Here is a 24,267-nt window from a genome sequence, read left to right on the forward strand (position 1 = left end):
CCGCCCGTCATGACCACCGCCGCCCCGCCTCAGGTGAACGGCCGCCCGCGCCCTGCCGCCCTGCCCGTTGTGGGGGACTGGCGGCCCATCCAGACCACCGGAAACGCCACCGTGTGGGAGAAGCCCACCCCCCAGCCCGAGCCGGCTGCCGAGCAGGTACCGGCCGTGGACCACGTCGCCCTCGCCGAAGCCGAGGCAATCCGGCAGCGCGCAGCAGCCGACGCCGAAGCCGCGCGCATCAAGGCCGAAGCTGAGGCCGCCGCTGAGATCAAGGCTTCCGAGATCAAGGCCGAAGCCGATGCTGAGAGGCAGCGGATCGCCAACGAGCGGGCCGCGATGAAGCTCGAAACCGACAAGGCCGCGCACGCCAAGCGGCTGGCCACACTCGCCGAAGAGAAGGCCGCGTCCGAGGCCCGCGCGGCGAAGACCCGCAAGGACGAAGCCGACGAGACGAAGCGCGACGCCGACCGGGCCGACGAGCAGAAGCGCACCGAGAACCTGTGGAAGTGGGGCGCCCGCTCCATCTACGCCGTCGGCCTTGTCATTGCCGCGCCGGTTCAGTTGCTCCACTTCTGGGACCCGGCGCGGAAGTTCCTCCTTGCGGCACCGATCCTCTTGGAGGGGCTGGCGCTGGTGCTGGCACTCGGCGCCGCATGGGCTGTTGCGAACCGTCGGGACGCAGCCCCGTACCGGGTCGGCATCATGATCTCCGCAGCCATTGCCGCGGCGATCAATATGCATGGCGGGTTGACGAAGCCGGAGATCGGCTTCAACGCCGGCCTCATCGGTGCCATCGCCTCCCTCGGTGGGCCGGTCGTCCTCATGGCCTACGAGCACGGCAAGGCGCAGAAGGCCGACGGCATCCCTTCGCGGCGCGAGCGCCGGGCCGCGCGAAAGGCCGCGAAGGCAGCCTCCGACGCGAGGGAGAAGGCGCAGCGCGACAAGAGGGATGCCGAGCATGCAGCCTCCGCTGCGAAGGCGATCGCCGAGGCTCGCGCGAAGGCCGAGCAGGAGCGTCGCGACGTCGACCGCAAGGCGAGCCACCCGGACGTGTGGGCCGTCGCCGACGCGATGCGATCCGCCCGCGGCGCGGAGCACGTCACCGAGCAGATCTGGGCCGACGCCTGGTACCGCGTGACCGGCTCCAAGCACGTCGGCATCACTGCCGACATCGAGGCCCAGACGCGCGCCGCACAGGCCCGCATGAAGGCTGCCACAGAGTGCCCGTCAGATGACGGTGCGTCGCAGGTCGGATCCCAAAAGCCCGCACGCCCCAAGAAGGACCCCAACACCCCCGACGGGCGCCGCTTCAACGGCGGCATCCCGCCCCTCCGTACCCCCGGCGACACCGCCCCGTACCACCCCGTCACCAAGACCCTCGCAGCCGAAACCGCACGCCAGTCCGCAGCATCCAGCGACGCCATCTAACCCACCCTCGAAGGAGCCCCCGTCATGTCCCGCATCGTCCGCACGATCGCCCTGTCCGGCGCCGCTGCTGCCGCCCTGTTCGCGTCCGCCGGTACCGCGTCCGCCACCACCCCCGAGACCGCGACTGTGGCCGTCGAGTCGGCCGTCACCGAGGCGGCCGGAACCCCCGTCACCATGCCCTCCGGGAAGACCATCCGCATCACCGGAATGGACTCGGCCGGCTACCAGGCCAACGACTCCCACCGTGCCGCGGTGGTCACCCTCGCCGACAGTCCCGGTGACGGTGTCGGCAGCGACCTGAGCAGCAGCCCGCAGCCTGGCAACGGATTCGACCCGCGCTACAACACCCCGAACCCGCAGTACGGCACCAACCCGCAGCAGATCCAGACCCAGGCCAGCGGCGGGGCGATCAGCGTCACCGTGGCGATCGGCGTGGCCCTGCTCGTCATTGTCATCGTCATGGTCAAGAAGGGCACCGTGAAGGCCCTCCAGGCGGTGGCGTGCGTCGCCCTCGGCGTCTACCTCGCACCCACGTTCGTCGGCCCGCTGGTCCAGCAGCTCGGCGGCTCGGCCGCAACGAGCCTCGGCAACGTATGGGCCGGCTTCTAGAAACCCCTGCGGCGGGGCCAGTTGGCCCCGCCGCCCACCCCAACGCGAAAGGACAGTCGGCCAGTGGCCATCGAACAGACCGAGACCATCGTGGACGCCGAGGTCGTCGAAGAGGGCCGTGTCCGCCGCCTTCAGGGCCACATCGTCGAGAAGGGGCGCCCGCACGCCGCCAAGGCCCGTAGTGCGCTCACGGACCAGCGGGGCCGGGTGAACGCCCGCATCCGGGCCTGGTTCGCCACGGCGGACATCAACGACCTGAAGCTTGCCGAGCAGGTTGTCGACCAGAAGCGGAAGAAGGCGCTGGACGCTGACGATCAGTTGATCCGCGAAGTGGCCCGGCAGCGCGGCCGGCTCACCGAAGCCAAGGTGCGTGCAGCTACTCAGCAGCGGGAGTCCACCCCCGAGGTGGATCGGATCAACGGCGAACTCGCCGCCGCCGAGGCCCGGTTGGCCGCACGCGCCGACGAAGGGCCCGCGATTGCGGTCCTGCCGCCCACCAGCAAGGAACTGGGCAAGGCGCGGTGGGCGAAGAAGGCCACCCGTGCGGCCATAGTCATCGGCGGCGGATACGGCTGGTTGAACGGGGTGCTCATCGAACCGTCCCTCGCGCTGTTGAGCCTCGGGGTGGCCCCGTTCGGCTGGTGGTACCTCGCCAGGCCGATCGAGGCTGAGGAAGCGCAAGGCCTGGCCCTGCCCACGGCGCTGACCTCGACCCCGGCGGCCGTGCAGGGTGCAGTGCCCGCTGGGATGGCCGGCTCTCCAACGGGCGGCCAGGCGTTCATGACCGTCGACCAACTGCCCGAGGGCGCCAAGCCGTTCCCCATCCGCAACGCCACGACCCCCGAGCAGCTGGCCCAGTGCGTGCTGCTGGCGGCGCGGGCTGAGAGCGTGCCGATCGTCGAGGTGTCGGACGTGCAGCGACAGCCGTGGGGCTGGCAGTGCACCGTCCGCGTCAGCGAGGGCACCCCGGAGGCGATCATTACCAAGGCGGGTGACCTGGAGACTCGGTTCGACCTGCCCACCAACGGTGTCCGCCCGCAGCCCCTGAAGGCCCGCAGGGCGTGCGCGATCCTCCGCCTTGTCGAAGGCAATCCGTTCGCCACAGCGCCTGGCCTGCCGTACCGGGCGCCCAAGTCCCTGTCGATCACCGACAAGTTCCGCGTCGGCACCTCCGTTGGCGGCGACCCGCTCGAACTCTCGCTCGCCGGCGTCATGGGCCTCTGGGTGGCCGCGTCAGGCGGAGGCAAGACCGGCATCCTCCAGGCCCTCGCCGAAGGGGTCACCGCATGCCGGGACAACATCACCATCGACCTCGACCCGTTCGGTGACGGACTCGAAGACCTTGAAGACGCAGTGAGGATCACCGCCCGCACCAACGAGCAGATCGAAGCCGTACTCCTGTTCTTCCTGGTCATGGCCAAGGGGCGCGCCCGGCTACGCAAGAAGCTCGGGATGGGCAACAAGTGGAAGGTGAGCCCCGAGCGCCCTGCCGTCACCATCTTCTTCGACGAGCTTCCGAAGGCCAGCACCCTGGCCAAGCGCCTGTATGCGGACCTGCTCCTCGTGGGCCGGAAGGAGCTGATCGTCGAGGAGGCGGCGTCGCAGGGCGGCCAAAGTGCCTACCTCGGCGGCAACTACGCGCAGATGGTTGCCTTGCAGGCCATCGGCCCCTGCAAGGTGGAAGACACCCGCAGCGTCTTCGGTGACGGCTCCGTCAAGGAGGGCTACCTGCCCCACAAGCTGTCCCCGGCAACCGCGACCGACCCGAAGGACGCCGGACACATCTTCATCAAGGGTGTGCCCGGCATGGTGGACGAGCCGATCGAGTACGCGATCCACGAGGCCCCGTCCGCGGTACTGCGGCAGCTCGCGCAGGAGCGGCTGGAAGCCGGACTTCTCGACCCCGACCAGGACAGCCTGGAAGCGATGCGCGGCGTCGACCTGCCCGAGTACGTCGAGCCCGTGTACGACGTGGAGGGCAACCTCAAGAAGGAAGCCCCGGTCGAACTCCTCACCTGGGGGCAGCTGCTGCGCTTGTGTGACGCCGAGCCGGCTGCCGGAATGGCGCCCGACACGACTATGGCGCTGATCGGGGACGCGGTCGACGTGATGGACAAGCGCGGCGTAGATCGCATGCGCACCGAGGTCCTCGCCGAGGCCCTCGCTGATTACGACCCGGCCACCTACGGCGCGGTGGACAGCGAGTCCGTGAAGAACCTGCTAGCCGAGGCCGTCGGCAAGCCGGTGCAGCTTGGCGCGTGGGACGGACTGGCGAACCCGCGCGGGTTCAAACGGGACGACCTAGCAGTCCACCTACGCCCGTAATGGCCCGCTTGTCGCCTTGCTAGTGCCTGCTAGCCGCTTCGTTTCCGCAGGTCACAGCAGCTACCCGGCTTGCTGGGCAACCGCTATGGCGGCGCTCGATAGCGACGTCATAGCGGATCGCCTAGCGGCCGTGACCTGCGGCTTCTCCATCAGTAGCGGCACCTAGCACCCCCGCAAACCAACACATAACAACCCCGTGATCCAACACCTCGAAGGAGATCGTCATGCCCAAAACCGAGTACAAGCGCACCCGCAAGGACGCGCAGAAGGCGTCCCGCGAGCTGAAGAAGGGCGACGTCGTGTACATCGTGTACGACATTGCGAACGACCGGATCCCCTACGAGGACGCGCAGCTTTACAGCGCCTTGCGGATCACGGGCGACCACCCGCTGCTCGGTGGCGCGATGATCGGCGGCCAGTCCGTCGAGTCGCTAGTCCTCAACTACGGCCCCGTCTACACCCAGCCGCCCAAGGGGATCCGGAACGTCGCGACCCCCGGCGCGCAGGTGGGCGGGCCGCTTCCTGACGGTTACGAGGGTGTTCTCGACGAGGCGGAGATCCGTGGCCTGGAGAAGCAGGTCGCGGACGGCAGCGATCCCCGCAAGCGCCGTTCGCTCCGCGGCTGGCGCATCTGACAACGATCAAGGAGACCTCATGCCCGACCTGAAGATCACCCACCAGTCCGTGCGCGACTACATCGCCGCGAAGAAGCGCGGAGACCGCGCCACCACTGACCGAATCGTCGCCGAGGTGACGGCCCGCTTCGAGACCCGCACCACCGACGGCAGCGAGGCCACTGAACTACTCGAAGCCACCATGGCAGTCCGCTTCGGCGAAGGGACCTGAACCGATGTCAGATGCCCAGCTCTTCGAAACCGCAGTCCGCGATGCCGTAGTAGTCCTCAAGCTCATGCAGGACGACGTCTTCACCGGCCCCGCCTACACAACGGCCGACCTCAGCACCGAGAAGGCGCAGGCCGCCGGCTGGACCTTCAAGCAGATCGAAGCCGAAGCCGAACGGCGCGTCGCCAAGTAACTGAACCGGGGGCGCTCCCCACGCCTGGACAACACCAGGCGCCACTTCCGCCAGTCCACATCAAAGCGCAGGAGTGACCGCGATGACCAGTACGAACCGAGACCAACTGCTTGCCGAGGCCCGCCGAACATGGAAGGCGTTCCAGCTTTCCGGCACTGACGAGGACTACAAGGCGGCGCAGAAAACCAGTGAAACCGCCCGCGAGGTAGGCGTGACGCTCGCCGAGATCGTCGCCGAATAACAGCCGGGGCGCCCCTCCCAGCCTGGCAGCAGTCAGGGGCGCCCCACCCCACCCACCACCCAAAAGCAGCAGGAGGACTCTGAGATGACCACGGCCACCGCCGTCAAAGCAAGACCACCCACCGCGGCGCCGGTGCTCGACCTGGACGCACGGCTCGCCATAGCCGCCGCCACCATGACCGTGCGCCTCCAGGAAGCCGAGCTCGCACACGCAGTCGACGCCCGGCACCCCGAGACCGTCCTCAACTACGCGGACATCATCCGCCTCACCCCGACCACCACCGGCAACCCGGTTGCGGAACTCCTCCAGCGAGCCCAGCGGCGAATCCTCCGCCCCGGCGGCTGGTCCCGCGACACCGGCACCAACGGCCGCGGCGGCGTCTGCCTCGAATACGCCATCCAAGCCGAAGCCCGCAACGGCCGCGACGAACAGGAAGCCCGCATCCTCGTCCGCCAAGCCATCGGCAGCGGCGACCCCATCACCCACACCAACCGGCGCCTCACCCAGGCGCAGGCCGGCCAACTCCTCGGCCAAGCCGCGGCGCTGGCCGTTCACTGCAACCTCTGACCGAAGGGAACGACATGCTCAACAGCCTGTTCAAGCGCCGCCACGCCCCGCAGTCGATCGACCTCGATGTCCCCGTTGACGTTGAAGCGGCCAAGAAGGCCGCCGCGCTCGTCAATGCCGGTGACGTCGACGGGGCGAGCGCCATCTGCGCAGACACCGCCAACCCGCGGGCCACCGCCTTCGCGGCCTTCCGGTGGATCGACACCGAGGAGGGCGGCTGACATGAGCCCTTGGGTCGGCAGCATGCCAACGTCGCACCTCAACGACCGCCAGATCCGCCCGATCCAGTTCCGGAAGTGGGCCGACGCTCACCGTCAGTTCGCCCGCGGCAAGGACCGGAAGACGGTCGACGCGTACAAGGCGTTGATCTCAAAGGAAGGACTCCGTGAGCCCATCCTGATCGGAGTCTCGGACCGGGACGAGGCCCTGTATGTCGGCGACGGGCATCACCGGGCCGTCGCACTCATGGAGCTCGGCGCGAACGAGTTCCCGTTCCACTGGTACTGGATCCGATCCTTCGGGGTGCGCGTGGAGCGCGAGCCGTTCCCGAAACACCTGCTGCGGTAGCCGTGTACGGCTTACGCGTGTACGTCCCAGAGCGGTCGTCGTCCACGCCCGTCGCCGACTTCACGTGCCGCTGTGGAGAGAAGCGGCGGGCCCGCGGCGGCAGTGAGATAGTGGCGCTCACCGCCCACGCCGGCGCCCACCGCGAAACCTGCGCGGCGATCGATCCCCGGGCCTGCGAGCACTGCGGCATCGCCACCCGGCTGCTGTCGAACGGGCAGAACGGCTACCCGGCGCACAAGGAATGCCGCGAGGCGTGGGAGACCCGGAAGCCCGAGATGCGGCGGCGCGAGAAAGCCGCCGAACGCATCAAGAAGATCGAGAAGTCGTGGTACAAGGCCCGGATGCTGCGCGAACAGCTCACCCGCGACGGCTACGCGGCCGATGTCATTGACGCACTCATCTCCGGCGGTGCACTACCCGACCCGGAGGTGGAGGTTGAGGACGAGGACTGAATTTACGCCCGCACGGCCCTGGCCGGTCAAAGCCAGGGCCGTTGCCGTACCCGATAGACCGGACAAGACCGGCTCGCGAACAGGAAGATGGAACCCATGACCACAGTAAGTGACCGCACGATCACCACGGGCATCGCCACCCGCGAGGGCACCGCGCTCGACAACGCCGACGCCGCCAAGGTGTACGTACTCGCCGACGGAACGGTCGGGGCCGCGGTGGTGGACGGCGTCGGCCACGGCCCGCACACCTCCGCCACCGCGCCGCTCCTTGCCGAGGTCGCAGCCCGCCTGGCCGCACGCCGCGGCCCGCTCGCCGGCATCCTCGGCGCCGCCGAACTCGTGGCAGACGAAGGAGCGGACGGCGAAGAAGCCGACGCCGTCGCCGTCGCCGTGATCCTCCGCCCGGGAGGACGGCAGGCACGCGCCGCGTGGGTGGGCGACTGCCGCGCCTACGGCTGGGACGGCACCCGCCTGGAGCTGTTCACGACCGATCAGACGATGGGTCAGTGGGCGCGCATCCACGGCGACGTTCCCATCGAGGTCGCCGCCCATCACGACTCCTGGGTGCGCGTCAGTCTCAGCCAGGCCACCGTCGCCACCGTGGGCGAAGTCGGCATCGACGACCGCCTGCTCCTACTCACCAGCGACGGCGTCCACGACCAGATCGAGCCCGACGTCATGAAGAACCTGGTACGCGAGCACGCCGACCGGCCGCAGGCCCTGGCCGACGCCCTTGTAGCCGCAGCGCAGGCCGATGAAGAGGGATACCGTGACGATGCGACCGTGGTGGTCATCCGAACCCTGAAGGTCACACCATGACCGCAGAGAGGGCTTGGGCCTGGCGGATCACCGACCAGACCCGAGACCGCACGCGCCTGGCGGCCGGATACACGGCGACGGATGCTTCCCTGCGCGAGTGGGACGTCGCCAAACAGATCATAGAAGCGAACCGTCAAGCGCGCCCGGACCTTGGCGACGTGCACGTCCTTCTATGGACGAAGGACAGCCTGCTTCCCAAGGGATGGCCGGTTCCATGGGAATCCGACCGAGACCCCCACGGCGACGATCGCGCACCCTCCGATGTCGCACTCTTCTCCTACGCCCAACCGCCCAACGAAGATCCAGCCGCCCGTGCCCGAGCTGACGCTCTATCTGCCGCGCTCAACCGGCACGACGAGGCCCGCGCCCGCATCAGCATCCAGACCGGCGAGAACGTCGCCGCCAAGCTCGATGCCGAGAGGAGCTGACAGCGGCCACCACTCAACGCACAGTTCAGCCCCGGACCTTCTGGTCCGGGGCTGTTGTGGTTGTCGCCCGTGCTAGCCACCGGTCGCCGGCGATTTGCGCGGGCTTCTGCGTGACCGCCACGGTGACCCCGTGGTTGGCGAGCAGGTCCAATAGCGCCAGGCCGTCAGCGCATTCCCGCTGGGTTTCCCCGATGATGCCGATACGAATCGCCATGGCAGCAGTCTGCCCGGTAGGCAGGGGTGGTTGGGGCGGAAACGGCTACTCGGACCAGGACGGGTCGAAGTCCGGGTGGTCGGCGTACTCGGCGGCGAGCGCGCGCAGTACGTCGCCATGAACCTCGTCGACTCCCATGCCGGCGGCGTGGCTGTTGATTCGGCCGACGACCCGCCGCTTGGCTTCGATGCCGCGCAGCACGCGGGCCGGGTCGTGGCGGGCGATGTGGGCGGCGTCCCGGCGCGGGGCCTCCACGAACGCGATGCCGTCGCCGTCGATCACGCTCTTCCCGCTCGGACCCCACGGTCCCGGAGTCGCGACCCGTGCCGCAGCCTCGTCCTCGTCGTACCGGGCTTGGAGGAACGCGCCCAAGTCGGCGGTCATGCGGGGCCCCCAGGCTGGTCGGTGTCCATCCGCTTGTGAAGCTCGACCAGGAGTGACGGGTTGACGATCGTGACGATGGCTTCGATGTCCCGGTCGTCCGCAGCAGCCCACAGGACGTCGCGGGCCGCACGGTACTTCGCGGCGAGGCGAGCACGCTTCTCCTCGGACAGTTGGGCGGCCCGGTCGGGGTGACTGTTGTGGGCGTTGTCCGAGATCTTGACGAGGGTGGCGTCCCGGTCGCTGACGATACGGCGGATCTTCTCCTCGTAGGGCACGCCCCGCTGGTTCGTCACAGCCTCCACGATCGAGACAACGTGACGTGAGACGCCCGCCTCGTGCAACTGCTCGGCGGTCCAGCCGGTGTCCTCGATGATGTCGTGGAGTAGTCCGGCCATCACCAGCTCGTCGCCGAACGGTGCGAGTCCAGCAGCGACCGCGCGGACGTGCTCGATGTACGGCACGCCGATCTTGTCGACCTGCCCAGCGTGGGCTTCGGCGGCGAACGCGTCTACCTCGGCGAGTGTCTTCACGCGCGGCCTTCCTCGTTGTTGGCCTTCTCTGCCTGCTTCTTGAGGTACGCCTTCTGCGCCGCTTCGACAACGGCCTTACTCGGCCGTGTGGGCGCCTTGGAGCCCGGCTTGTGTAGGTACCAGTCCATGAAGCCTCGAAGTGCCGCGCTGCGGTCACTGCTGACGGCGTTGGCCGCCTCACCGAAAACGCCCCACTCCGCGAGGTCGACACGGATCGGGCGGGTGGGTGACTTTCCGGCGGAAGTGCTGATCTTGTAAGCGGGAGTGCCCATCTTGTTGTGGAGGGGGCGTTCCGTGGCGATGGCGGCGAGTTCGGCTTTCTCTGCGCCTGAACGCGTCTCGTGCCATTCAACCGCGCGTTGAGCGACGGCGGGCCACCACGCTTTCTGCTCCGAGTGCTGGCCCCAACGGACGTCCGGCTTGTGGCTGATCCCCACGTAGAGCAGTGCGCCCGACTCGTCGAACAGTCGGTAGAGAGCGGTACGCCCAGGGTTCTTCGGCACTGATTCCTCCTGTCAGCCGGAGGTGTCCTCTCCGGCCGCCTTCTTGACGCTGACAACGGTTCGTTCACGCAGCGGCGGGATGCCGGCTGCTTTGGAGATGCGTCCGACGTGCTGTCGCTCGTAGGGGACGAGTCGCGTGACTTCCGATGGGCCCAAAGTTCGAGCCTTGAGGATGTCAACGATTCCCTCGTTGAGGGCAGTTCGCGCGACTTCCAGTTGCTCTTCGGCCGCGTCGTAGGCGGCTCCGAGCTTGGCGAGCTTTTCGCGTGCTGCCTGCTGCTTCTTCTCGGTAGCGGTCATGCCCCTGATGATGCCACGCCTGGTCGCATCCTCGATAGGCACCCTACAGGTGCATCTAGTGGATGTCACCTTGTGAGATCACTTGACGATGCAACACGAGGATGCAACTATCGAGTCATCGACAAGCACCGCACCAGGGGGATCCGTTGAACGTCAGCCGCCACATCGCCCGCACCCACCGCGCCGCCCGCCTCACGTCGAAAGCCCTCGCCTACCGCACCCGCTCTGGCCTCATCGCCGCAGCAGTCGAAGCAGGCCGGCTCATCCGAACCGGTGACCTCCTCGACCGACTGGGCGCCGGCGACATGAAGGACGGGCACAAGTCCTGGTACGGGCGCGCAGTCAAGAAGGCATTCGTCGCCGCCAACGGCACGGAGCCGGTTCGGGTTTGGGCCCGACACCGCACCACCGGGCGCTGGGTGCACGTCCACGCGTACAGCCCGTTCGACCTGTCGCTGTACATCGGCCTCGCCACCTACAGGCAGACCAAGCACCTCGCTCGCCCCGCGTTCTTCCAGGCGGCATACGCGGAGGCTGCCTAGGACGGACTTCAGCGCCCCCGCCCGCCCTGCCTTCGGAAGGACCCCGATGACCCGCCAGACCGTCGCCCCGCTGGTTCACCTCGGCCTGTCGGCCAGCGACCGCCAGGTCCGCGAACTCGCCCGCAGTTTCACCGAGACGTTCGGTCTCGATCTCCAGCCGCCGTACCAGCGCGGACGGGTCTGGTCGGAGGACCAGAAGATGGCCCTGATCAGGTCGTGGCTGACCGGCACCCCGACCGGGGTCGTCATCTTCAACGACCGCACCACCACCGAGTGGGCCGACACCAACGGCTACGACCCCACCGAACGCGGCGAGGCGATGTACGCATGCATCGACGGCCAGCAGCGCATCAGCACCGCCATCGACTGGTTCGGCGACGAGTTCGCCGTCCCCGCGTCGTGGTTCAACGCCGACGACATCACCGCCACGGGGGACACCGACGACGGGCCCTATGTCCGCTGGAGCGGCCTGACCCTCCGCCGGCAACGACACTTCGCCAACCGCGCCCAGCTCGCCGTAGCTGAAGCCCGCGTTGCCACCATCCGGGACGAGGCGGCCATCTACCTCCTCGTCAACGGTGGAGGTACCCCGCAGACCGACGCCGACATGGGCAACGCCGCCCAGATCGCGGGCAAGGAGAGCGGGCGGTGACCACCCTGTTCCGCCTGTGTAACGCGGCCGGTTGCGCCTTCCGCACCGAGGTCGACCCGGCTGACCTGGACGCGGCGTGGGACACGGTCACCGACCACTACCGGGCCGACCACGGCATGACCGGACCCGAGGCCGCGTACTTCGCGTCCTGGCACAGCACCACCGTTGAGGAGACCCGATGACGACTAAACCCCGGAAGCCGTGGCGGGTGATCCTCACCCAGGGCGGAATCCAACTCGCCGAAGTCGAGCACACCAGCGAGACAAAGGCATACGACCACGTCCGTGTAGCCCTTCGTTCCGGTGCGGACACGGCCAGGATCATGCAGTGGGAGGGCGGTCGTTGGTGGTACTTCGAAACCGTTCACGCCGAGGACGTCCCGTGACCACTTCCGCGATAAGGGCGAAGCTGGCCGCCCGGGGCGTCGCCACCGAGCCGCCCTACGGCTGCTCCTGGTGCGGTGATGAACGCCACCACCACGGCAGCCAGTGGGCGCCCATCATCGGCCTGCACCAGTGGATAGAGCCCGACCATGCGCTGATCCTCGAACGGATGCGGCGCCGGCGGGCAGCAAGGAAACCGCACACTTCCCCGCCGCCGCTTCCGCCGTGGGAGGAGACCGTGGAAGAAGCCGCCCGCGCCGACGACCAGTACTGGGACCGCGACACCGACGACGAACCTGAGGAGTAGACCATGGGACAGCAGGTCATCAAGCAGCCGGACGAGAAGCTCGCCGTCTTCTCTACCATCACGGACACGTTCATCGTCGTCGACGCCACCCCGGAGGAAATCGTCGAGTGGCGAGCTGAAGAGGCGGCCGAGCGGGCACGCGAACAGGCCCGTAGGGAACTGGGCAAGGTGCTCGCCGGAGACTCGCGAGGCGCCTACTTCCAGTTCGCCATGACCTACGAAGAGGCCGCCGAGAAGGACCGTCAAAGCGGCGGAGACCTCATCGACCCGCCCACCACCTGACCGTCCCGGCCGCCGTGCGCACGGTACGGCAGCCCACAGCACAAAGGAAACACGATGCTTGCTGTTTCGGAACGCGTCCGTGTCCACGGCCACGCCCCCGACCAGGTCGTCTGGCACAAGCCAGCCGACGGTCACCGCTGCACCGGTGACTGCGACTTCCACCCCATCGCGTGCAGCGACGAGGAAGGGATCGCTCTGCCGTCGGCCAAGCAGGACGTCCCCATCCGCCTCAACAAGCTGGGCGAAACCTGGTGCACCGACTGCCTCGCTTTGATCCGACAGAAGCGGACTGCCGACCCCAACACCACCCAGGAGCCCCCGCGATGATCCAGCCCGGACAGATCTACCGGTCCACGACCCCGATCCCCGACCAGCCCGACAACTACCGGCGCATCAAGGTCGTCGGTGAGCCGAACACCGTCCCCGGCGGATGGAACTTCGGCAAGGTCGACGTGGCCACCCTCGCCGAAGACGGACGCGAAATTCGTCGCCGCCGGGTCGAGACGAGCCAGCTCCACGCCACGGCCACCACCCGCGACGGGAAACCCCGCCGCACCGGATACGTACTGGAGACCTGACCGCAGATCAGCCCGACCTCAACCCCGCGCAACCATTCACCGTCCGCACTTGTCCCACTGCTCACCCACACATGCCGTCGTGCCCCACCACCCGGCGCCCTGACACGACAGGCAGGCCCAGCATGACCATCCCACCGCCGCTCCCGACCACACCCCCGACACCCCCGCAGCCGGCCAGACCCAGCCGTCGCCGCACCCTCACCACCGGACTTACCGGAGCCCTCATCGGCGCCGCCATCGTCGGCGCCACCTGGTACGGCACCAGCAACGACAAGCCCGCCACTGCCGGATCCACCACCAAACCCAAACCCGCCGCCGACGACCAGCCCGACACATTCGCCCTCACCGGCGACTTCACCCTCACCGAAGGCGCCACCCCCGACGACCTCGGCGGCTGCGAAGGAACTGGCGGATACGCCGACATCAGCCTCGGCACCTCCATCACCGTGTACGACGCCGCCGGAGCAGTCATCGCCACCGACATGCTCCTCCTATCCGAATACGACACCGGATCCTGCACCTTCGACATCAACGTCGAAGAAGTCCCCACCGGCCACGAGTTCTACCAAGTCGAAATCGGACACCGGGGAAAGATCCAGCTATCCGCAGCGGAAGCCGAAGCCGGCGAGTTCGGCGGCACCCTCGGCTGATCAGCACAACGACAAGGCCCGCCCCAACCCGGGGCGGGCTCTTCGTCAGTCCATGAACGAGCCGTCACGGCGCCGCTGATGCCTGCTGTCCAGGTGCTTGCACTGCGGGCAATGCCGCATGAACCCCCGCTTCACCAGCCACGACATGCCAGCCGTGCACAAGTGCATCAACCCGACCGCCCAGCTCTGCCCCATGCGGGCCACCCCCGGCATCGTGCACGTCCGGCAATCCCTACAACCCCCGGCCATACGGCCACCCCCTGCTGATCGCGGAAGCCGACTGTAAGGCCGACAGGGCGGGGCTGGTGGGTGGTTGGGGAAGGTGGCGCACGATCGGGTCAAGCAGCCTTCAGGTCGGGCTTCCCGTCCGCCTCGTCCTCGTCTTGGTCCTCGTCGGACTCGGGCTCGTCTTCAGCGTCCGGGTCTTCCTCGTCCACGACCCCACCGCCCGTGTTGAACGGATCCCCGGCCGGAACCGCCGACGACTTGTCCTCCCGGATGCGCTGCACCTCCGCCATCACCTCCGGATCATCCAACTCCGGGCTCCGCATCTTGACCTTCATGAACGTCGAGATCGCCCCCGCCGAATCCAGCAACGACAACGTGCGGGCCGTCGCCTCCTGATCCGGCTGCACCGCCTGCGGCCAACTGGCAGTCAACTCGGCGGCTGGATCCACGCCCTTCGCCTTGCAATGCCGAACGTCCACCATCATCAGCGTCGTCAAATGCTCGATCAGCGCAGGCCGCGTGTACAACAACTTCGTACCCCGGGTCGCCAACGACTCCTCCTTGCGGGCCACAGCCTCCGTCGCCGTGACGGCGACGCTGCCCTCCTCTCCGAAGGACTGAGCGGAGTAGCCAGCGCTGCTCAGGATCTGGCGGCGCAACGCCTTGCAGGTCGCCTCGTGCTCCTCCACCCGGATCTTGAACTGGATCTCGCTGATCGAGTCCTTCATCGTCTCCGCACCGAGCAACCCGGACAGGGCAACGAGGAGCTCCTTGTCCAGGTCGAAGCGCGCCCCCGTTCCTGGTCCGTCCGTGTCCAACATCGACTGCGGCACGACGACCTTCGCCTTGCCGAGCCGCAGATCCCGCATCCAGGACGTCCACGACTCATCCAGGGCGTCCATCATCGGCTCGACGCCGGCGAAGTCGCTGCGCCCCAGCGGTACCGTGTCGGGGATCCCGTCCCATGTCCGGTTCGGCAGCACATTCGGCAGATGCGTGATCAGCAGGCGGTTGATGCCCGTCGCCTGGCGCCCCTGGTCGTCGGTGCGTTTCGCCAGGTACTCGGTGTCCGGGTGGGCGGCCAGGCTGTCCGCCCGCATGCCCAGGACACCAACGCCGCCCTCGTACAGGCCGTACTCGATGGTGCCCGGCGTGTGATATTCGAGCAGCCGCCACACCTTCGACTGATCCGTCAACGGTGGCAGCTCCCGCCATACAATGGCAGCGGCAAGGAACCCCCACCGCCACTCCGGGATCACCGCCGTCGCCGGCAGAACATCCGTCCACGGCCGGGGCCGCAGCGTGGTATCCCACACGGCCCGCAGGTACACGTTGGACAGTCCCGCCGTCGCCTCGGCTGCCTCCCGCATCTTCGCGTGCCCGCGGTCGTCCAGGTACCGGCCGATCTGCGCCTGCGTTGACTTCGCCAGTGCCTTGTCGGTGGAGTCCTTGTCGACCGTCACCTGCGGGACATCCGCCCACAGCAGGTTCGCGGACATCTCCGCGATGTCGGCGCCGATCGGGATGTGCAACTTCGCGGCCTGCTGACCGGGGGACGGCTGCTGCCCCCAGAACGTGCGCAACTCCTCCCCGCCGGCCCGCCGCTTGTCGACTTCGAAGAACTGGCGGGCGGTCGCGTTCGAGCGGTAGTTCGTCGGTCCGCCGTACACGGCTGCCAAGTGGTCGGTGTTGCCCGAATACCAGGCTTGCCACATGTCCATGTCGGCGTGCGGGATCTCCAACTGGGGCGGCGGCCAGGGGACGTTTCCGGAAGGGGGCAGCGGCATGACGGGTCCTTTCGATCAGGCGGCCAGGGCGAGATGCCGCTGCCACAGAGCACGGGTAGTGAAGATCGCGTAGCGGAGTGCGTCCACCCCATGATCAGCAACCTTGATGGGCTGCTCGATGCCACGGAGGGCGGCCTGGTCGTCCCAGGAGTAGCCGCCGATCTCCGTGATCAGGTCTTTGCAGGAGGCGTGGACCAGAAGCTTGTTCGCGGCAAGGAGACTGCTCACCGTGCGGATGCCGTCCATGACGTCGTTCTTCGCCGCGGTCGGCGTCAGCTTGTCCCTACGCAACTGGGTGCTGAAGCTCGCCGCCGACGGGTCGACGGTGACGAACTGCGGCCGGACCGGGCCGATCCCCGGCACGTCCGCCAGCCAGGCGCGCATGCGCTGCGAGTACTCGCCGTCCGTGAGCTGCCGACGCTGCTGCCGGGAGTCGTACCGCCAGTCCGCCGCGGCGTACAGCTTCCGGTCGCCACCCAAACCGAGCAGCACGGCGTGGAACGGGTTCTTAGTTCCATAGTCGACACCCAGGGAGATCCACCGATGGATGCCCGCCTTCGGGAGGGCGGTGACGATGTGCCGGTCCCGGTCCCACGAGTCGTAGATCGCACCCTCGGCGGCGACCCACTCGCCCAAAATGAACCGGCGGTAGAAGAGGCCCTCGTGCATGGCTTTGATGTCGCGGACGTAGTCCGGGTCGAGGAACGGGTTGTCGTCGATCGTGAAGGAGAACCGGCGCAGCGGCTTCGTGCCCTCCTGAGACAGCCAGTCCCGCATGAACCAGTGCGCCGGATTGTCCGGGTTGGTGGTGCAGAACAACTGCGCACCCTTGACCGACATACGCCCGAGGAGCTGCTCGAAGAACACCTGCGGAACCAGCGTCACCTCGTCCACGTAGGCGCCGCAGATCGTCATGCCTCGGATCTTCGGCTCCGACTTGGCGTCGTTCGCGCCGATGACGTGCACAACACGCCCCAGGATCAAGGCGGTTGGTGCGCCCGGCGTGTAGTGGATGTGCTGGGAGATCGCCCCGAACAAGGCCGAGTTCTGTAGCGGCAGAAACAGGTTCCGGTGAATCGTCTGGGACGTCTTCCCGATGATCACAAGTTCGCCCGTGGTGGGGGCGTTCGCAATGAAGATCAGCCACTTGAGCAGTGAGGCGATCGTCTTGCCGGAGCGGATCGCACCCTCCCAGCAGGAGATCTTCGTTGTCGACTCGGCAACAGACCTCACCTGCTTCCGGGACAGCGGCAACGACTCCAGCATGGTCACCGGCTACGCCTCGCCGTTGCCCTGGCCACCGGTCTCGTCCTCGGTCCGCACGTACTCCGACAGGGCCGCACCCAGGCTGCCGAGCATCGACTTCGCCGCATCCAGCCCCGCGTTCGACTCGGCCGGCGCCAGCTTCAGAGACTTGTCAACCGCGATGGCCGCAGCAGTCATCAGCTTGACGCGCTCCGCGGGGGGCGCCTCGTCGAAGACGTGGTCGTTGTACTCGTTGTCCTTGCCGCCGAAGCTGAACACGGTCGTCTGCCGGTAGATGCGCTCAAGGGAGTCTTCGGCGATGTCTATGAATCGGGTGGCGAGGAGTTGGCGCCGCCTTTCAAGGTCGGCCTGGCGTGCCGCCGTGGCTGAGGCGACCTCTGGGCCGCGATCGAAGGTGAGCCCGAGGCGGTCGGCGATCCCGCTGATGGTGCTGCCACTGCGGTCCATGATTTCGGCGATGTCGTTGCGTGACTTGCCCTGTGAGTGAAGTTCGGCGACGCGGTCACGGTCAGCGTTTGTGATGGGGCGAGGTGTTCGGCGAGCGGCCATCAGCGGCCTCCTGCGCGTGCGTGCCGCCGGAGCAGCAGTGGGAGAGGTGTGCCGCCGGTGTGCCACTCGGGCAGGTAAACCACGAGCGCACATCGGCAGTGGACGTGGCGCGGCGGCCCGGAGATCGCCGTCGGGAACCGGGTGCGCCGTGGGTCGAGGGACAGGCCGCCGGGGAACTTCTGGCCGGGCAGGATCGAGCGTCCGGCGTAGGCGGTGCACGCGGGGCAGGCGCCTGGTTCGGTCACCCACAGGAGCCGCACGGTCGGGCCGATAGCGCGGGCGATAGCGGTAACTCCCCAGGCGGCGGCGCTGGTTACGGCGACGGCCATGGACCGGGTGATGCGCCCGATGGCCCGCTTGGCCCGGTTGAAAATGGCGAGGAGTCCGCTGAGTCCGAGCGCGGTAAGGCTGGCGGTAGTGAGTAGCGCGAGGGCGCCCTGGTGTTCCTCCTCAACGGCCGCGGGCGCACTGTCGGCCGCCGCTTTCGCGTCGGGTCCGATGACCGGCTGTACGCCTGGGGGCCGGGTGTCGGTCATGTCGGCAGCGAGGCTGCTGGCCTGCTGGGCTCCGAGTTGGGCGGCGGTGAAGGCAGCCCGCTGGATGGCGCGCTGGGCCTGACTGCCCTGCCCTCGGAACGCGGTGGCGAGCGCGGTGCGGACGGCGGCGATGAGTTTCGCCAGGGCTTCTTCTGTCGGAGCGGGCTGTGCGGCGGACGTGCTGTGCAACCAACGCTGCGTTGCGGCGGCTTGGGCTTGGGCGAGCGCTTCCGCGAGGGGCTGGACGGCCGCGGCGGCCGCTTGGGCTTCGAGCCGACGAATGGCGGCGGGGTGCTGCTGTGCGGCTGCGGCGACTGCGGTGCTGCTGGCTGCCATCACCCACCCCCTGATCCTTGGAATCTAAGGACATCTTGCGCTATGACCTTCGATTGTGCAGCATTGAGGCAGGTTCAGGGTTAACATCTGGGTCAACACGTTGCGGACAAGGCGCCGCACAAGCGTGCAGGCCGCCCAAGGAGGCACCGAGATGGCAACCCCCGCCCAGCCCGCACCACCCGAGGGACCGACCACGGAACCCGGCACCCAGCCGGCCACCCCGCCCGAACCCCCGGCCGCACCGACTCCGCCAGAGCCGGCCGCACCCGCCAGCCCCGCTGAACCGAACGAGCCCGCCACTGAACCGAAGGCCAAGGCGCCCAAGTTCAAAGGCGACTTCGACCCCGCCCGCTTCGAGAAGCTCGTCGAAAACCTCCGTGGCGACGTTGAGGCCCAGAAGGCCAAGACCGCCGCCGCAGAGCAGAAGGCCGTAGACGACCAGGCCGCCTTCATGAAGAAGGTCGCCGCCGCCTTCGGTATCGAGACCGACGAGAAGAAGCCGCCCACCCCCGAACAGCTCGCCCAGCAACTGGCCGAGGAGCAGACCCGGACCAAGGCGTCCGACGATCGCGCCCGCCAGACACAGGTCGAACTCGCCGTCTACAAGACGGCCGGGACACACGGCGGGGACCCTGACGCACTGCTCGACTCCCGATCCTTCGCCAACGCCATCGCCAAGCTCGACCCGGCCGCCGACGGTTTCGACACCGAAGTCGGCAAGGCCGTAAAGGCGGCGGTGGAGGCGAACAAGAAGCTCGCGGCCAAGGCGCCCGAGCCGACACCGGAGCCCACCCCCGCGGGTGGCGCACCGATGGACGGGGCCCCGGGCAGCAAAAGGCAGTTGGGCGAGGCGGACCGCAAGCGCATGACCCCCGCAGAGATCGCCAAAGCCACCAAGGCAGGGCTTTTCAACACCTACCTGGGCGGCGGAGGCTGACCCTAGGAGCCTCCCTTGTCCGTCGCCAATTTCAAGCCTGAGATCTGGAGCGCACTGCTCCTCGACGCACTCCGCGACAGTCTCGTCTACGCCCAGCCGCAGCTCGTGAACAGCGACTACGAGGGCGAGATCCAGAACTTCGGCCAGAGCGTGCACATCACGACCATCGGTGACCCGACGGTCAGCGACTACGACCCCAACGTCGACCTCGACTACGAGGAGATCGAGACCGCGGGCGTCGACTTGATCATCGACCGGAAGAAGTTCTTCGCCTTCAAGCTCGACGACGTCGACAAGGCGCAGGCCAGGGTCAATCCGATGGCCAAGATGGCGACGAACTCGGCGTACAAGATGCGCGACGCCGCCGACGCCTACGTCGCGAGCCTCTACACCGGAGTCGCCGCCGCGAACACGGTCGGCTCCACAGGCTCCCCCGTCAACACGTTCACAACGCCGACGGACGCCTACAACAAGATCCTCATCCCGCTCCGCACCAGGCTCAACCGGGCCAGCGCTCCCACCGAGGGCCGCTACGTCGTCATCACACCGGAGCTGGAAGGAAGCCTCCTCCAGGACGACCGGTTCGTGAAGGTCGACGCCTCCGGCACCAGCGAGGGTCTGCGCAACGGCATCATCGGCCGCGCCGCGGGCTTCGACATCCTCATGTCGAACAACGCCCCCAACCCGTCCGGCGACACCCAGGTCATCCAGGCCGGTTACCCCGGCGCGATCACCTACGCCGACCAGATCCTGGAGACCGAGGCCCTGCGGCTTCCGAACACCTTCGCTGACGCGGTCCGTGGTCTGCACGTGTACGGCGCGAAGCTCGTGCGCCCGAACGGCATCGCGGTCGCCTTCATCGACCCGGCGTGATCTTCACTCCGCGCGATCCTCGTCGCCGCATCTGACCCTGACCCGGGAGCCCTTCCATGCCTCGCACCGCAGTTCCGTACACGCCCCTCGTCCCCAACAACCACCTCACTGACGTGGCGGGGGCCACGATCGACTCCACCCTCGTCACCAACGGTGTCGTGATCAACGACGTCGATCCGGAGCACACGCTGATCCGGGTCACGAACACGCACTCCTCAGCCCACTCCGTCACCGTCAAGGCCGGTACCAGCTCGGCCGCGTGGATGGCAGGACAGGGCGACCTTGTCCAGCCCGTCGCCCTCACCAGCGGTGTGGAGTGGCTGGGCCCGTTCACCAGCGCCCGCTTCCAGCAGCCGGGCACCAAGTTGTACGTCGACTTCGCATCGGGTCACACCGGTGCGATCACCGTTTTCAAGCTTCCGCGGGCGCTCTGATGGCGGCCGGCAAGTACAGGGGCCCGGGCGGTCTGATCGTGCTGCTCGATGAGCCGCTCAACTCTGAGATGGCGAAGCAGGTGTCGAGCGGGCATCTGTCCCGCGTCACTGAGGACTCCTCGGAGCCGGAAGGGCCGACCGCCCCGAAGACACCGGAACCCACCGACCCCTGCGGGTCTGTGGAGAAGCCTTCGGCAACCGCGAAGGTCGACGACTGGCGGGCCTACGCGGTGTCCCTCGGCATGCCCGAGGAGGACGCCGCAGGTGCCACGAAGAAGGACCTTCAGGAGTACGTCCAGGTCGTCGAAGACGCGGACGGCAACGAGTAGTCATGGCCTACGCGACGGTCCCCGAACTCGAAGCGTGGCTCGCTCCTGAGCCGGCGCCGGCGACCGCTGTGCGCCTGCTGGAGCAGGCGTCGGACGCGATCGACGTTGCCCTGTACGGGGTGGCGTATGACGTGGACGACCCCGATGTGCTGGCCGTGCTCACCAAGGCGTGCGTGCGGCAGGTGCAATGGATGGTCGAGCGGGACGACGAGACGGGCGCCCTGTCCGACGTGCAGTCGATGACGACAGGGAAGCGGTCGTTCACCAGGTTCGCCCGCAGCGGTGGCAGTTCGGGGTCGAAAGTCACCCCGAAACTCTGCGATGCCGCGGTGGATGTGCTGCGTGTGGCGGGGCTGCTGACGTTCTATCCGCTGGTGGTGGGCTGATGCCGGGCCCGATCGGTCGCCAGACGGTGACGCTGCTGGATGCCCCGCTGGTTAACGGTGACTACAACGCGCAGGTCCGGGACTGGGAGCACGCCACCGAGACCCCGGTGTACGGCTGCACGGTCGACTACACGGGCGCCACCGAGTCGACCGATGCCCGCGACCAGACGGTCACCACCGCCGAACTGTTCATGCCGCGCCGAGCACCCCGGGTGACGGAGTGGCAGCGGGTGCTGTGGGACGACCGCACGTGGGAGGTCGACGGCGTACCGGCCGACTCACAACTGGCTGGCCCGCTCAGCGGCCAGGCCGTGAAGCTCCTGGAGGTGGCCGGATGAGCGACGTCGAGATCTTCGAAGACGCCATCGAGGCACTGGCCTTGTCGCCGCAGGTCCAGGACGACCTCAAGGCCCGCATGGACCGGGTCGTGGCCGTCGCGAGGGCCACCGCACCGGTACTGACGGGTGACTACCAGCGGTCGATCCACCGCGTGGAGCGCCCAGACGACGACGGCACGACCCACGTCGACACCGGCGTCCACTACGCGATCTACGTGGAGCACGGCACCCGGCAGACCGACCGCAACGGCCGCTCCATCCACCCGCCTCGCTACAACCTCAGCCACGCCCTCGACGCCGCAGGAGGCGACCACGATGTCTGACCTGGTGATGATGACCCTCACGTTCTGGCACGGCAGCAAGGTGCCCGGCGACACCGTCGAGGTGCGCCCCGAGGATGTCGACTCGTGGAAGGGCTACGCCGTCCCGGCCGATACCACCGCCCCGGCCGCCGAGAAGACCGCGCCGAAGCAGGCCGCCGCCGAACCCCCGAAGGCGCCGGTCAAGTGACGACGCCGCTGATCCTCCCCGACTCCAAGCAGATCTGCATCGAGCTGCTCGGCCTCGCCATGCCCGACGTGCACGTCACGTCGAAACTGCCCGAGGGCCGCGCACTCAACGCGATCATGCCTGCGGTCCGGGTCCTGCGGATCGGCGGCACATCAGACATGCGCGGCTGGGCAGACCCCGCATCCCGCGACCGGCCCCGATTCTCCGTCGACTGCTACGCCGATTCGGAGGGCGCCGCGATGCGTCTGGCTCTGCGGGTGCGCGCCGAATGGGAACTGCTCCCCAGCCAGTCCACGGAAGACGGATCGGTCACCGGCATCTCGGAGGAGACCGGCCCGCAAGACCGACCCGAAGAAGCCAACACCGGTGTGAGCCGTGTCGGCATGACCTTGGGGATGAGCGTCCGCCCACCCCTCCCGACCAGCTAGGAGGCCCATCGTGGGCGACGCCAGCACCATCATCGTCGGCACAGCCGGCAAAGCGTATGCGGCCGAAGTCGGCAGCACTTTCCCTACCGGACCGGAAGAGGTGTGGCCCGCCGACTTCGTCGACATGGGCTTCGTGACCCCGGACGGCCTGGAAGAAGCGCTTGCGGAGGAGCGCACCACCCTCGACGCGTGGGGTGAGGACGCCCCCGTCGTGTCCCTTACGAAGAAGAGGGACCAGACGTTCAAGCTGGTGTTCCGCCAGACGACAGCGCGCCTTCTGGAGCTGTACTACGGCGTCCTCATGGCCAACATGACCAGCACGGCCGCAGTGACGACCCCGGCGCCGAAGAAGCAGTTCATCAGCTTCGGATCCGGTTCGACGCAGGACAAGGTGGAAATCGCCCTGGGTCTGGACGTGCTCATGTCCGGCAAGGTCCACCGCATCATGATCGCCCGAACCGAGGTGTCCGACCGAGGAGCGATCAAGCACTCCGCCGAGGACAGCAGCAACTACGAGCTGACGTTCACCGCCCTCGCGGCGCCGGGCGGCGGCCAGGCCGTCCAGCACTTCATCACGGACGTCGTCCTTCCCACCCCGTAGTCCCTGACTGGTGGCCTGTCGCGCTCATCTCCTGGGCGGGGGCGGCGTGATGGGCCACCACTTCAAGACCCCCGCCCCGTCCCCGCCTGAGAAGGAACCGCCGTCATGGGTAAGCCGAACCGTAAGATCGTCCGCCTTCAGCAGATGCGCGCTCAGCGTGCGTCCGCCGCCAAGACCCAGTTCGTCGACGTCATCTTCGAGAACGCCGACGGCGTCGAGGAGAGCTGCACCTTCCCCGTGCAGGACAACTGGCCCCTGGAGGTCATCGAGGAGGTTGAGGAGCAGGGCGGCAACGCCAACCTGAACGTCCTCCGCAAGATCGCCCGACCTGTCGATGCGTTCGACCGGCTCGTCAAGGTCGCCCACCTCACCGTGGGTGAACTCAAGGAAATCATCGAGCAGATGGACGGCGAGGCGGGCACCGACACGGGGGAAGACTCCAGCTCCTCGCCCTCCTCCGAGAGCACTCTGGAGCCCTCCGAGCCGACATCCAGCGCTACTACCCCGGCCGCCGCCTAGACGAATTCTGGGCCATGTCCTGGGGCGAAGGCTCAATGAACTGGGCTGAGCTGCGCGACTTGGTCGAGCACCTACCGGAGGACTCCGCCACCAAAGCGGCAGCCGCCGGCGACCTCGACGGGCGGCGGTGGACACAGGACACCTACGCCGCCGCCTCCACCTACAACGCGATCCTCCTGATGATCCGGGTCCTGTGGGCCGCCCACCTCAAGGGCAGCCCACCCGAAATGCAGTCCATCGAACCCCCTCGCCTGGAGGCCGACGAAGAAGCCGCACGGCAAGAAGCAGCAGGTGAGGAACACGCCAAGGCGATCCTCAACCAGTACTCGCCTGGCGCTCGGTCCGACAGCACGGACATCGACCACTGGGCCAGCAGGATCCGCGAACTCGAAGCGGCGAAGTAGGAGGGGAGG

Annotated in this window: 43 protein-coding genes; 34 read left to right on the forward strand and 9 right to left on the reverse strand. The window is 67.9% G+C overall.

Translation table 11 applies throughout. The features are described from left to right. The first annotated feature begins 9 nt into the window (after positions 1-9). The 13 genes from OIE74_RS32885 to OIE74_RS32945 all read left to right on the forward strand — a co-directional run bounded on the left by OIE74_RS32885 (position 10) and on the right by OIE74_RS32945 (position 8,472). Positions 10-1,428: a hypothetical protein gene (locus OIE74_RS32885; RefSeq protein WP_329390190.1), complete on the forward strand. Its 1,419-nt coding sequence runs from the start codon at positions 10-12 to the stop codon at positions 1,426-1,428. A 24-nt stretch (positions 1,429-1,452) separates the two neighbouring features. After that, entirely contained in the window at positions 1,453-2,037 is a 585-nt protein-coding gene (locus tag OIE74_RS32890; protein ID WP_329390192.1) for a hypothetical protein, read from the forward strand. Between the two features lie 63 nt (positions 2,038-2,100). Next, positions 2,101-4,362, forward strand: a complete 2,262-nt coding sequence (locus tag OIE74_RS32895; protein ID WP_329390194.1) for a hypothetical protein — start codon at positions 2,101-2,103, stop codon at positions 4,360-4,362. 224 nt (positions 4,363-4,586) lie between these two features. Next, on the forward strand, positions 4,587-4,997 hold the full coding sequence (locus OIE74_RS32900; protein ID WP_329390196.1) for a hypothetical protein: 411 nt from the start codon (positions 4,587-4,589) through the stop codon (positions 4,995-4,997). Positions 4,998-5,016: 19 nt separating this feature from the next. After that, positions 5,017-5,208, forward strand: coding sequence for a hypothetical protein (locus OIE74_RS32905; protein WP_329390197.1), 192 nt, complete (start codon positions 5,017-5,019; stop codon positions 5,206-5,208). A gap of 4 nt (positions 5,209-5,212) precedes the next feature. Next, entirely contained in the window at positions 5,213-5,398 is a 186-nt protein-coding gene (locus OIE74_RS32910) for a hypothetical protein (RefSeq protein ID WP_329390199.1), read from the forward strand. 82 nt (positions 5,399-5,480) lie between these two features. After that, positions 5,481-5,639, forward strand: a complete 159-nt coding sequence (locus OIE74_RS32915; protein ID WP_329390201.1) for a hypothetical protein — start codon at positions 5,481-5,483, stop codon at positions 5,637-5,639. Positions 5,640-5,723: 84 nt separating this feature from the next. Beyond that, positions 5,724-6,206 (forward strand): hypothetical protein, encoded by a 483-nt coding sequence (locus OIE74_RS32920; RefSeq protein ID WP_329390203.1) that lies wholly within the window; start codon positions 5,724-5,726, stop codon positions 6,204-6,206. 14 nt (positions 6,207-6,220) lie between these two features. Next, entirely contained in the window at positions 6,221-6,427 is a 207-nt protein-coding gene (locus tag OIE74_RS32925; RefSeq protein ID WP_329390205.1) for a hypothetical protein, read from the forward strand. A 1-nt stretch (position 6,428) separates the two neighbouring features. Next, positions 6,429-6,773: a ParB N-terminal domain-containing protein gene (locus tag OIE74_RS32930; RefSeq protein WP_329390207.1), complete on the forward strand. Its 345-nt coding sequence runs from the start codon at positions 6,429-6,431 to the stop codon at positions 6,771-6,773. 17 nt (positions 6,774-6,790) lie between these two features. Beyond that, on the forward strand, positions 6,791-7,225 hold the full coding sequence (locus OIE74_RS32935) for a hypothetical protein (RefSeq protein ID WP_329390210.1): 435 nt from the start codon (positions 6,791-6,793) through the stop codon (positions 7,223-7,225). Positions 7,226-7,321: 96 nt separating this feature from the next. Then, positions 7,322-8,044, forward strand: coding sequence for a hypothetical protein (locus OIE74_RS32940; RefSeq protein ID WP_329390212.1), 723 nt, complete (start codon positions 7,322-7,324; stop codon positions 8,042-8,044). After that, complete coding sequence (locus OIE74_RS32945; protein WP_329390214.1) at positions 8,041-8,472, forward strand: hypothetical protein; 432 nt, start codon at positions 8,041-8,043, stop codon at positions 8,470-8,472. Before OIE74_RS32940 ends, OIE74_RS32945 begins: the two co-directional genes overlap by 4 nt. 25 nt (positions 8,473-8,497) lie before the next feature. On the opposite strand, the gene OIE74_RS32950 is transcribed toward OIE74_RS32945, so the two are convergent. Genes OIE74_RS32950 through OIE74_RS32970 form a run of 5 tightly spaced genes read right to left on the reverse strand, consistent with a single transcriptional unit; the run spans position 8,498 to position 10,403 of the window. Then, positions 8,498-8,686: a hypothetical protein gene (locus tag OIE74_RS32950; protein WP_329390216.1), complete on the reverse strand. Its 189-nt coding sequence runs from the start codon at positions 8,684-8,686 to the stop codon at positions 8,498-8,500. A 45-nt stretch (positions 8,687-8,731) separates the two neighbouring features. Next, the gene (locus tag OIE74_RS32955; RefSeq protein WP_329390218.1) at positions 8,732-9,070 is read right to left on the reverse strand and encodes a DUF6221 family protein; all 339 of its coding nucleotides are present in this window, start codon (positions 9,068-9,070) and stop codon (positions 8,732-8,734) included. Beyond that, entirely contained in the window at positions 9,067-9,600 is a 534-nt protein-coding gene (locus OIE74_RS32960) for an HD domain-containing protein (protein WP_329390220.1), read from the reverse strand. Before OIE74_RS32960 ends, OIE74_RS32955 begins: the two co-directional genes overlap by 4 nt. Further along, positions 9,597-10,103 carry a GIY-YIG nuclease family protein gene (locus OIE74_RS32965; protein ID WP_329390222.1) on the reverse strand — a complete coding sequence of 169 codons (507 nt, stop codon included), beginning with the start codon at positions 10,101-10,103 and terminating at the stop codon, positions 9,597-9,599. The genes OIE74_RS32960 and OIE74_RS32965 overlap by 4 nt, the downstream gene beginning before the upstream one ends. Before the next feature lie 12 nt (positions 10,104-10,115). Beyond that, positions 10,116-10,403, reverse strand: coding sequence for a hypothetical protein (locus tag OIE74_RS32970; RefSeq protein WP_329390224.1), 288 nt, complete (start codon positions 10,401-10,403; stop codon positions 10,116-10,118). Positions 10,404-10,549: 146 nt separating this feature from the next. Between OIE74_RS32970 and OIE74_RS32975 the strand changes: the two genes are divergently transcribed. The 9 genes from OIE74_RS32975 (at position 10,550) to OIE74_RS33015 (ending at position 13,797) form a co-directional block, all read left to right on the forward strand. Then, positions 10,550-10,945, forward strand: a complete 396-nt coding sequence (locus OIE74_RS32975) for a hypothetical protein (protein WP_329390226.1) — start codon at positions 10,550-10,552, stop codon at positions 10,943-10,945. 46 nt (positions 10,946-10,991) lie between these two features. Next, entirely contained in the window at positions 10,992-11,597 is a 606-nt protein-coding gene (locus OIE74_RS32980) for a DUF262 domain-containing protein (RefSeq protein ID WP_329390228.1), read from the forward strand. Then, complete coding sequence (locus tag OIE74_RS32985; protein WP_329390231.1) at positions 11,594-11,779, forward strand: hypothetical protein; 186 nt, start codon at positions 11,594-11,596, stop codon at positions 11,777-11,779. Before OIE74_RS32980 ends, OIE74_RS32985 begins: the two co-directional genes overlap by 4 nt. Beyond that, positions 11,776-11,982 (forward strand): hypothetical protein, encoded by a 207-nt coding sequence (locus tag OIE74_RS32990; RefSeq protein WP_329390233.1) that lies wholly within the window; start codon positions 11,776-11,778, stop codon positions 11,980-11,982. Before OIE74_RS32985 ends, OIE74_RS32990 begins: the two co-directional genes overlap by 4 nt. After that, a complete protein-coding gene (locus OIE74_RS32995; RefSeq protein ID WP_329390235.1) occupies positions 11,979-12,287 on the forward strand; it encodes a hypothetical protein in 309 nt (102 codons plus the stop codon). The genes OIE74_RS32990 and OIE74_RS32995 overlap by 4 nt, the downstream gene beginning before the upstream one ends. A gap of 3 nt (positions 12,288-12,290) precedes the next feature. Next, positions 12,291-12,569 carry a hypothetical protein gene (locus tag OIE74_RS33000; RefSeq protein WP_329390237.1) on the forward strand — a complete coding sequence of 93 codons (279 nt, stop codon included), beginning with the start codon at positions 12,291-12,293 and terminating at the stop codon, positions 12,567-12,569. 54 nt (positions 12,570-12,623) lie between these two features. Then, on the forward strand, positions 12,624-12,896 hold the full coding sequence (locus OIE74_RS33005) for a hypothetical protein (RefSeq protein ID WP_329390239.1): 273 nt from the start codon (positions 12,624-12,626) through the stop codon (positions 12,894-12,896). Then, on the forward strand, positions 12,893-13,147 hold the full coding sequence (locus tag OIE74_RS33010) for a hypothetical protein (RefSeq protein ID WP_329390241.1): 255 nt from the start codon (positions 12,893-12,895) through the stop codon (positions 13,145-13,147). The genes OIE74_RS33005 and OIE74_RS33010 overlap by 4 nt, the downstream gene beginning before the upstream one ends. Positions 13,148-13,269: 122 nt before the next feature. Then, positions 13,270-13,797, forward strand: coding sequence for a hypothetical protein (locus OIE74_RS33015; RefSeq protein ID WP_329390242.1), 528 nt, complete (start codon positions 13,270-13,272; stop codon positions 13,795-13,797). 338 nt (positions 13,798-14,135) lie between these two features. Here OIE74_RS33015 and OIE74_RS33020 read toward each other — a convergent pair whose 3' ends face one another. The 4 genes from OIE74_RS33020 to OIE74_RS33035 form a co-directional block, all read right to left on the reverse strand. Then, positions 14,136-15,812, reverse strand: coding sequence for a hypothetical protein (locus OIE74_RS33020; protein WP_329390244.1), 1,677 nt, complete (start codon positions 15,810-15,812; stop codon positions 14,136-14,138). Positions 15,813-15,827: 15 nt separating this feature from the next. Next, a complete protein-coding gene (locus OIE74_RS33025; protein ID WP_329392530.1) occupies positions 15,828-17,078 on the reverse strand; it encodes a PBSX family phage terminase large subunit in 1,251 nt (416 codons plus the stop codon). A 9-nt stretch (positions 17,079-17,087) separates the two neighbouring features. Beyond that, positions 17,088-17,525, reverse strand: a complete 438-nt coding sequence (locus OIE74_RS33030) for a hypothetical protein (RefSeq protein ID WP_329390246.1) — start codon at positions 17,523-17,525, stop codon at positions 17,088-17,090. 101 nt (positions 17,526-17,626) lie between these two features. Beyond that, positions 17,627-18,499 carry a hypothetical protein gene (locus OIE74_RS33035; protein WP_329390248.1) on the reverse strand — a complete coding sequence of 291 codons (873 nt, stop codon included), beginning with the start codon at positions 18,497-18,499 and terminating at the stop codon, positions 17,627-17,629. 151 nt (positions 18,500-18,650) lie between these two features. On the opposite strand from OIE74_RS33035, the gene OIE74_RS33040 reads away from it, so the two are divergent. The 12 genes from OIE74_RS33040 to OIE74_RS33095 all read left to right on the forward strand — a co-directional run bounded on the left by OIE74_RS33040 (position 18,651) and on the right by OIE74_RS33095 (position 24,258). Then, on the forward strand, positions 18,651-19,436 hold the full coding sequence (locus OIE74_RS33040; protein ID WP_329390250.1) for a hypothetical protein: 786 nt from the start codon (positions 18,651-18,653) through the stop codon (positions 19,434-19,436). Positions 19,437-19,451: 15 nt separating this feature from the next. Beyond that, positions 19,452-20,309 carry a phage major capsid protein gene (locus OIE74_RS33045; protein WP_329390251.1) on the forward strand — a complete coding sequence of 286 codons (858 nt, stop codon included), beginning with the start codon at positions 19,452-19,454 and terminating at the stop codon, positions 20,307-20,309. Between the two features lie 56 nt (positions 20,310-20,365). Next, positions 20,366-20,743 (forward strand): hypothetical protein, encoded by a 378-nt coding sequence (locus tag OIE74_RS33050; protein ID WP_329390253.1) that lies wholly within the window; start codon positions 20,366-20,368, stop codon positions 20,741-20,743. Beyond that, on the forward strand, positions 20,743-21,072 hold the full coding sequence (locus tag OIE74_RS33055; RefSeq protein WP_329390254.1) for a hypothetical protein: 330 nt from the start codon (positions 20,743-20,745) through the stop codon (positions 21,070-21,072). The genes OIE74_RS33050 and OIE74_RS33055 overlap by 1 nt, the downstream gene beginning before the upstream one ends. A 2-nt stretch (positions 21,073-21,074) precedes the next feature. Then, positions 21,075-21,458 (forward strand): hypothetical protein, encoded by a 384-nt coding sequence (locus OIE74_RS33060; RefSeq protein WP_329390256.1) that lies wholly within the window; start codon positions 21,075-21,077, stop codon positions 21,456-21,458. After that, positions 21,458-21,796 (forward strand): hypothetical protein, encoded by a 339-nt coding sequence (locus OIE74_RS33065; protein ID WP_329390258.1) that lies wholly within the window; start codon positions 21,458-21,460, stop codon positions 21,794-21,796. The genes OIE74_RS33060 and OIE74_RS33065 overlap by 1 nt, the downstream gene beginning before the upstream one ends. Next, a complete protein-coding gene (locus OIE74_RS33070; protein WP_329390260.1) occupies positions 21,793-22,119 on the forward strand; it encodes an HK97 gp10 family phage protein in 327 nt (108 codons plus the stop codon). The genes OIE74_RS33065 and OIE74_RS33070 overlap by 4 nt, the downstream gene beginning before the upstream one ends. After that, entirely contained in the window at positions 22,112-22,306 is a 195-nt protein-coding gene (locus tag OIE74_RS33075) for a hypothetical protein (RefSeq protein WP_329390262.1), read from the forward strand. Before OIE74_RS33070 ends, OIE74_RS33075 begins: the two co-directional genes overlap by 8 nt. Continuing rightward, positions 22,303-22,734 carry a hypothetical protein gene (locus OIE74_RS33080; RefSeq protein WP_329390264.1) on the forward strand — a complete coding sequence of 144 codons (432 nt, stop codon included), beginning with the start codon at positions 22,303-22,305 and terminating at the stop codon, positions 22,732-22,734. The genes OIE74_RS33075 and OIE74_RS33080 overlap by 4 nt, the downstream gene beginning before the upstream one ends. 10 nt (positions 22,735-22,744) lie before the next feature. Then, a complete protein-coding gene (locus OIE74_RS33085; protein WP_329390266.1) occupies positions 22,745-23,335 on the forward strand; it encodes a phage tail tube protein in 591 nt (196 codons plus the stop codon). Between the two features lie 105 nt (positions 23,336-23,440). Then, a complete protein-coding gene (locus tag OIE74_RS33090) occupies positions 23,441-23,854 on the forward strand; it encodes a hypothetical protein (protein WP_329390267.1) in 414 nt (137 codons plus the stop codon). Positions 23,855-23,889: 35 nt separating this feature from the next. Then, positions 23,890-24,258 carry a hypothetical protein gene (locus OIE74_RS33095; protein WP_329390269.1) on the forward strand — a complete coding sequence of 123 codons (369 nt, stop codon included), beginning with the start codon at positions 23,890-23,892 and terminating at the stop codon, positions 24,256-24,258. Positions 24,259-24,267 lie beyond the last annotated feature (9 nt).

It is taken from the genome of Streptomyces sp. NBC_01716 (genome assembly GCF_036248275.1).
Classification (GTDB): domain Bacteria; phylum Actinomycetota; class Actinomycetes; order Streptomycetales; family Streptomycetaceae; genus Streptomyces.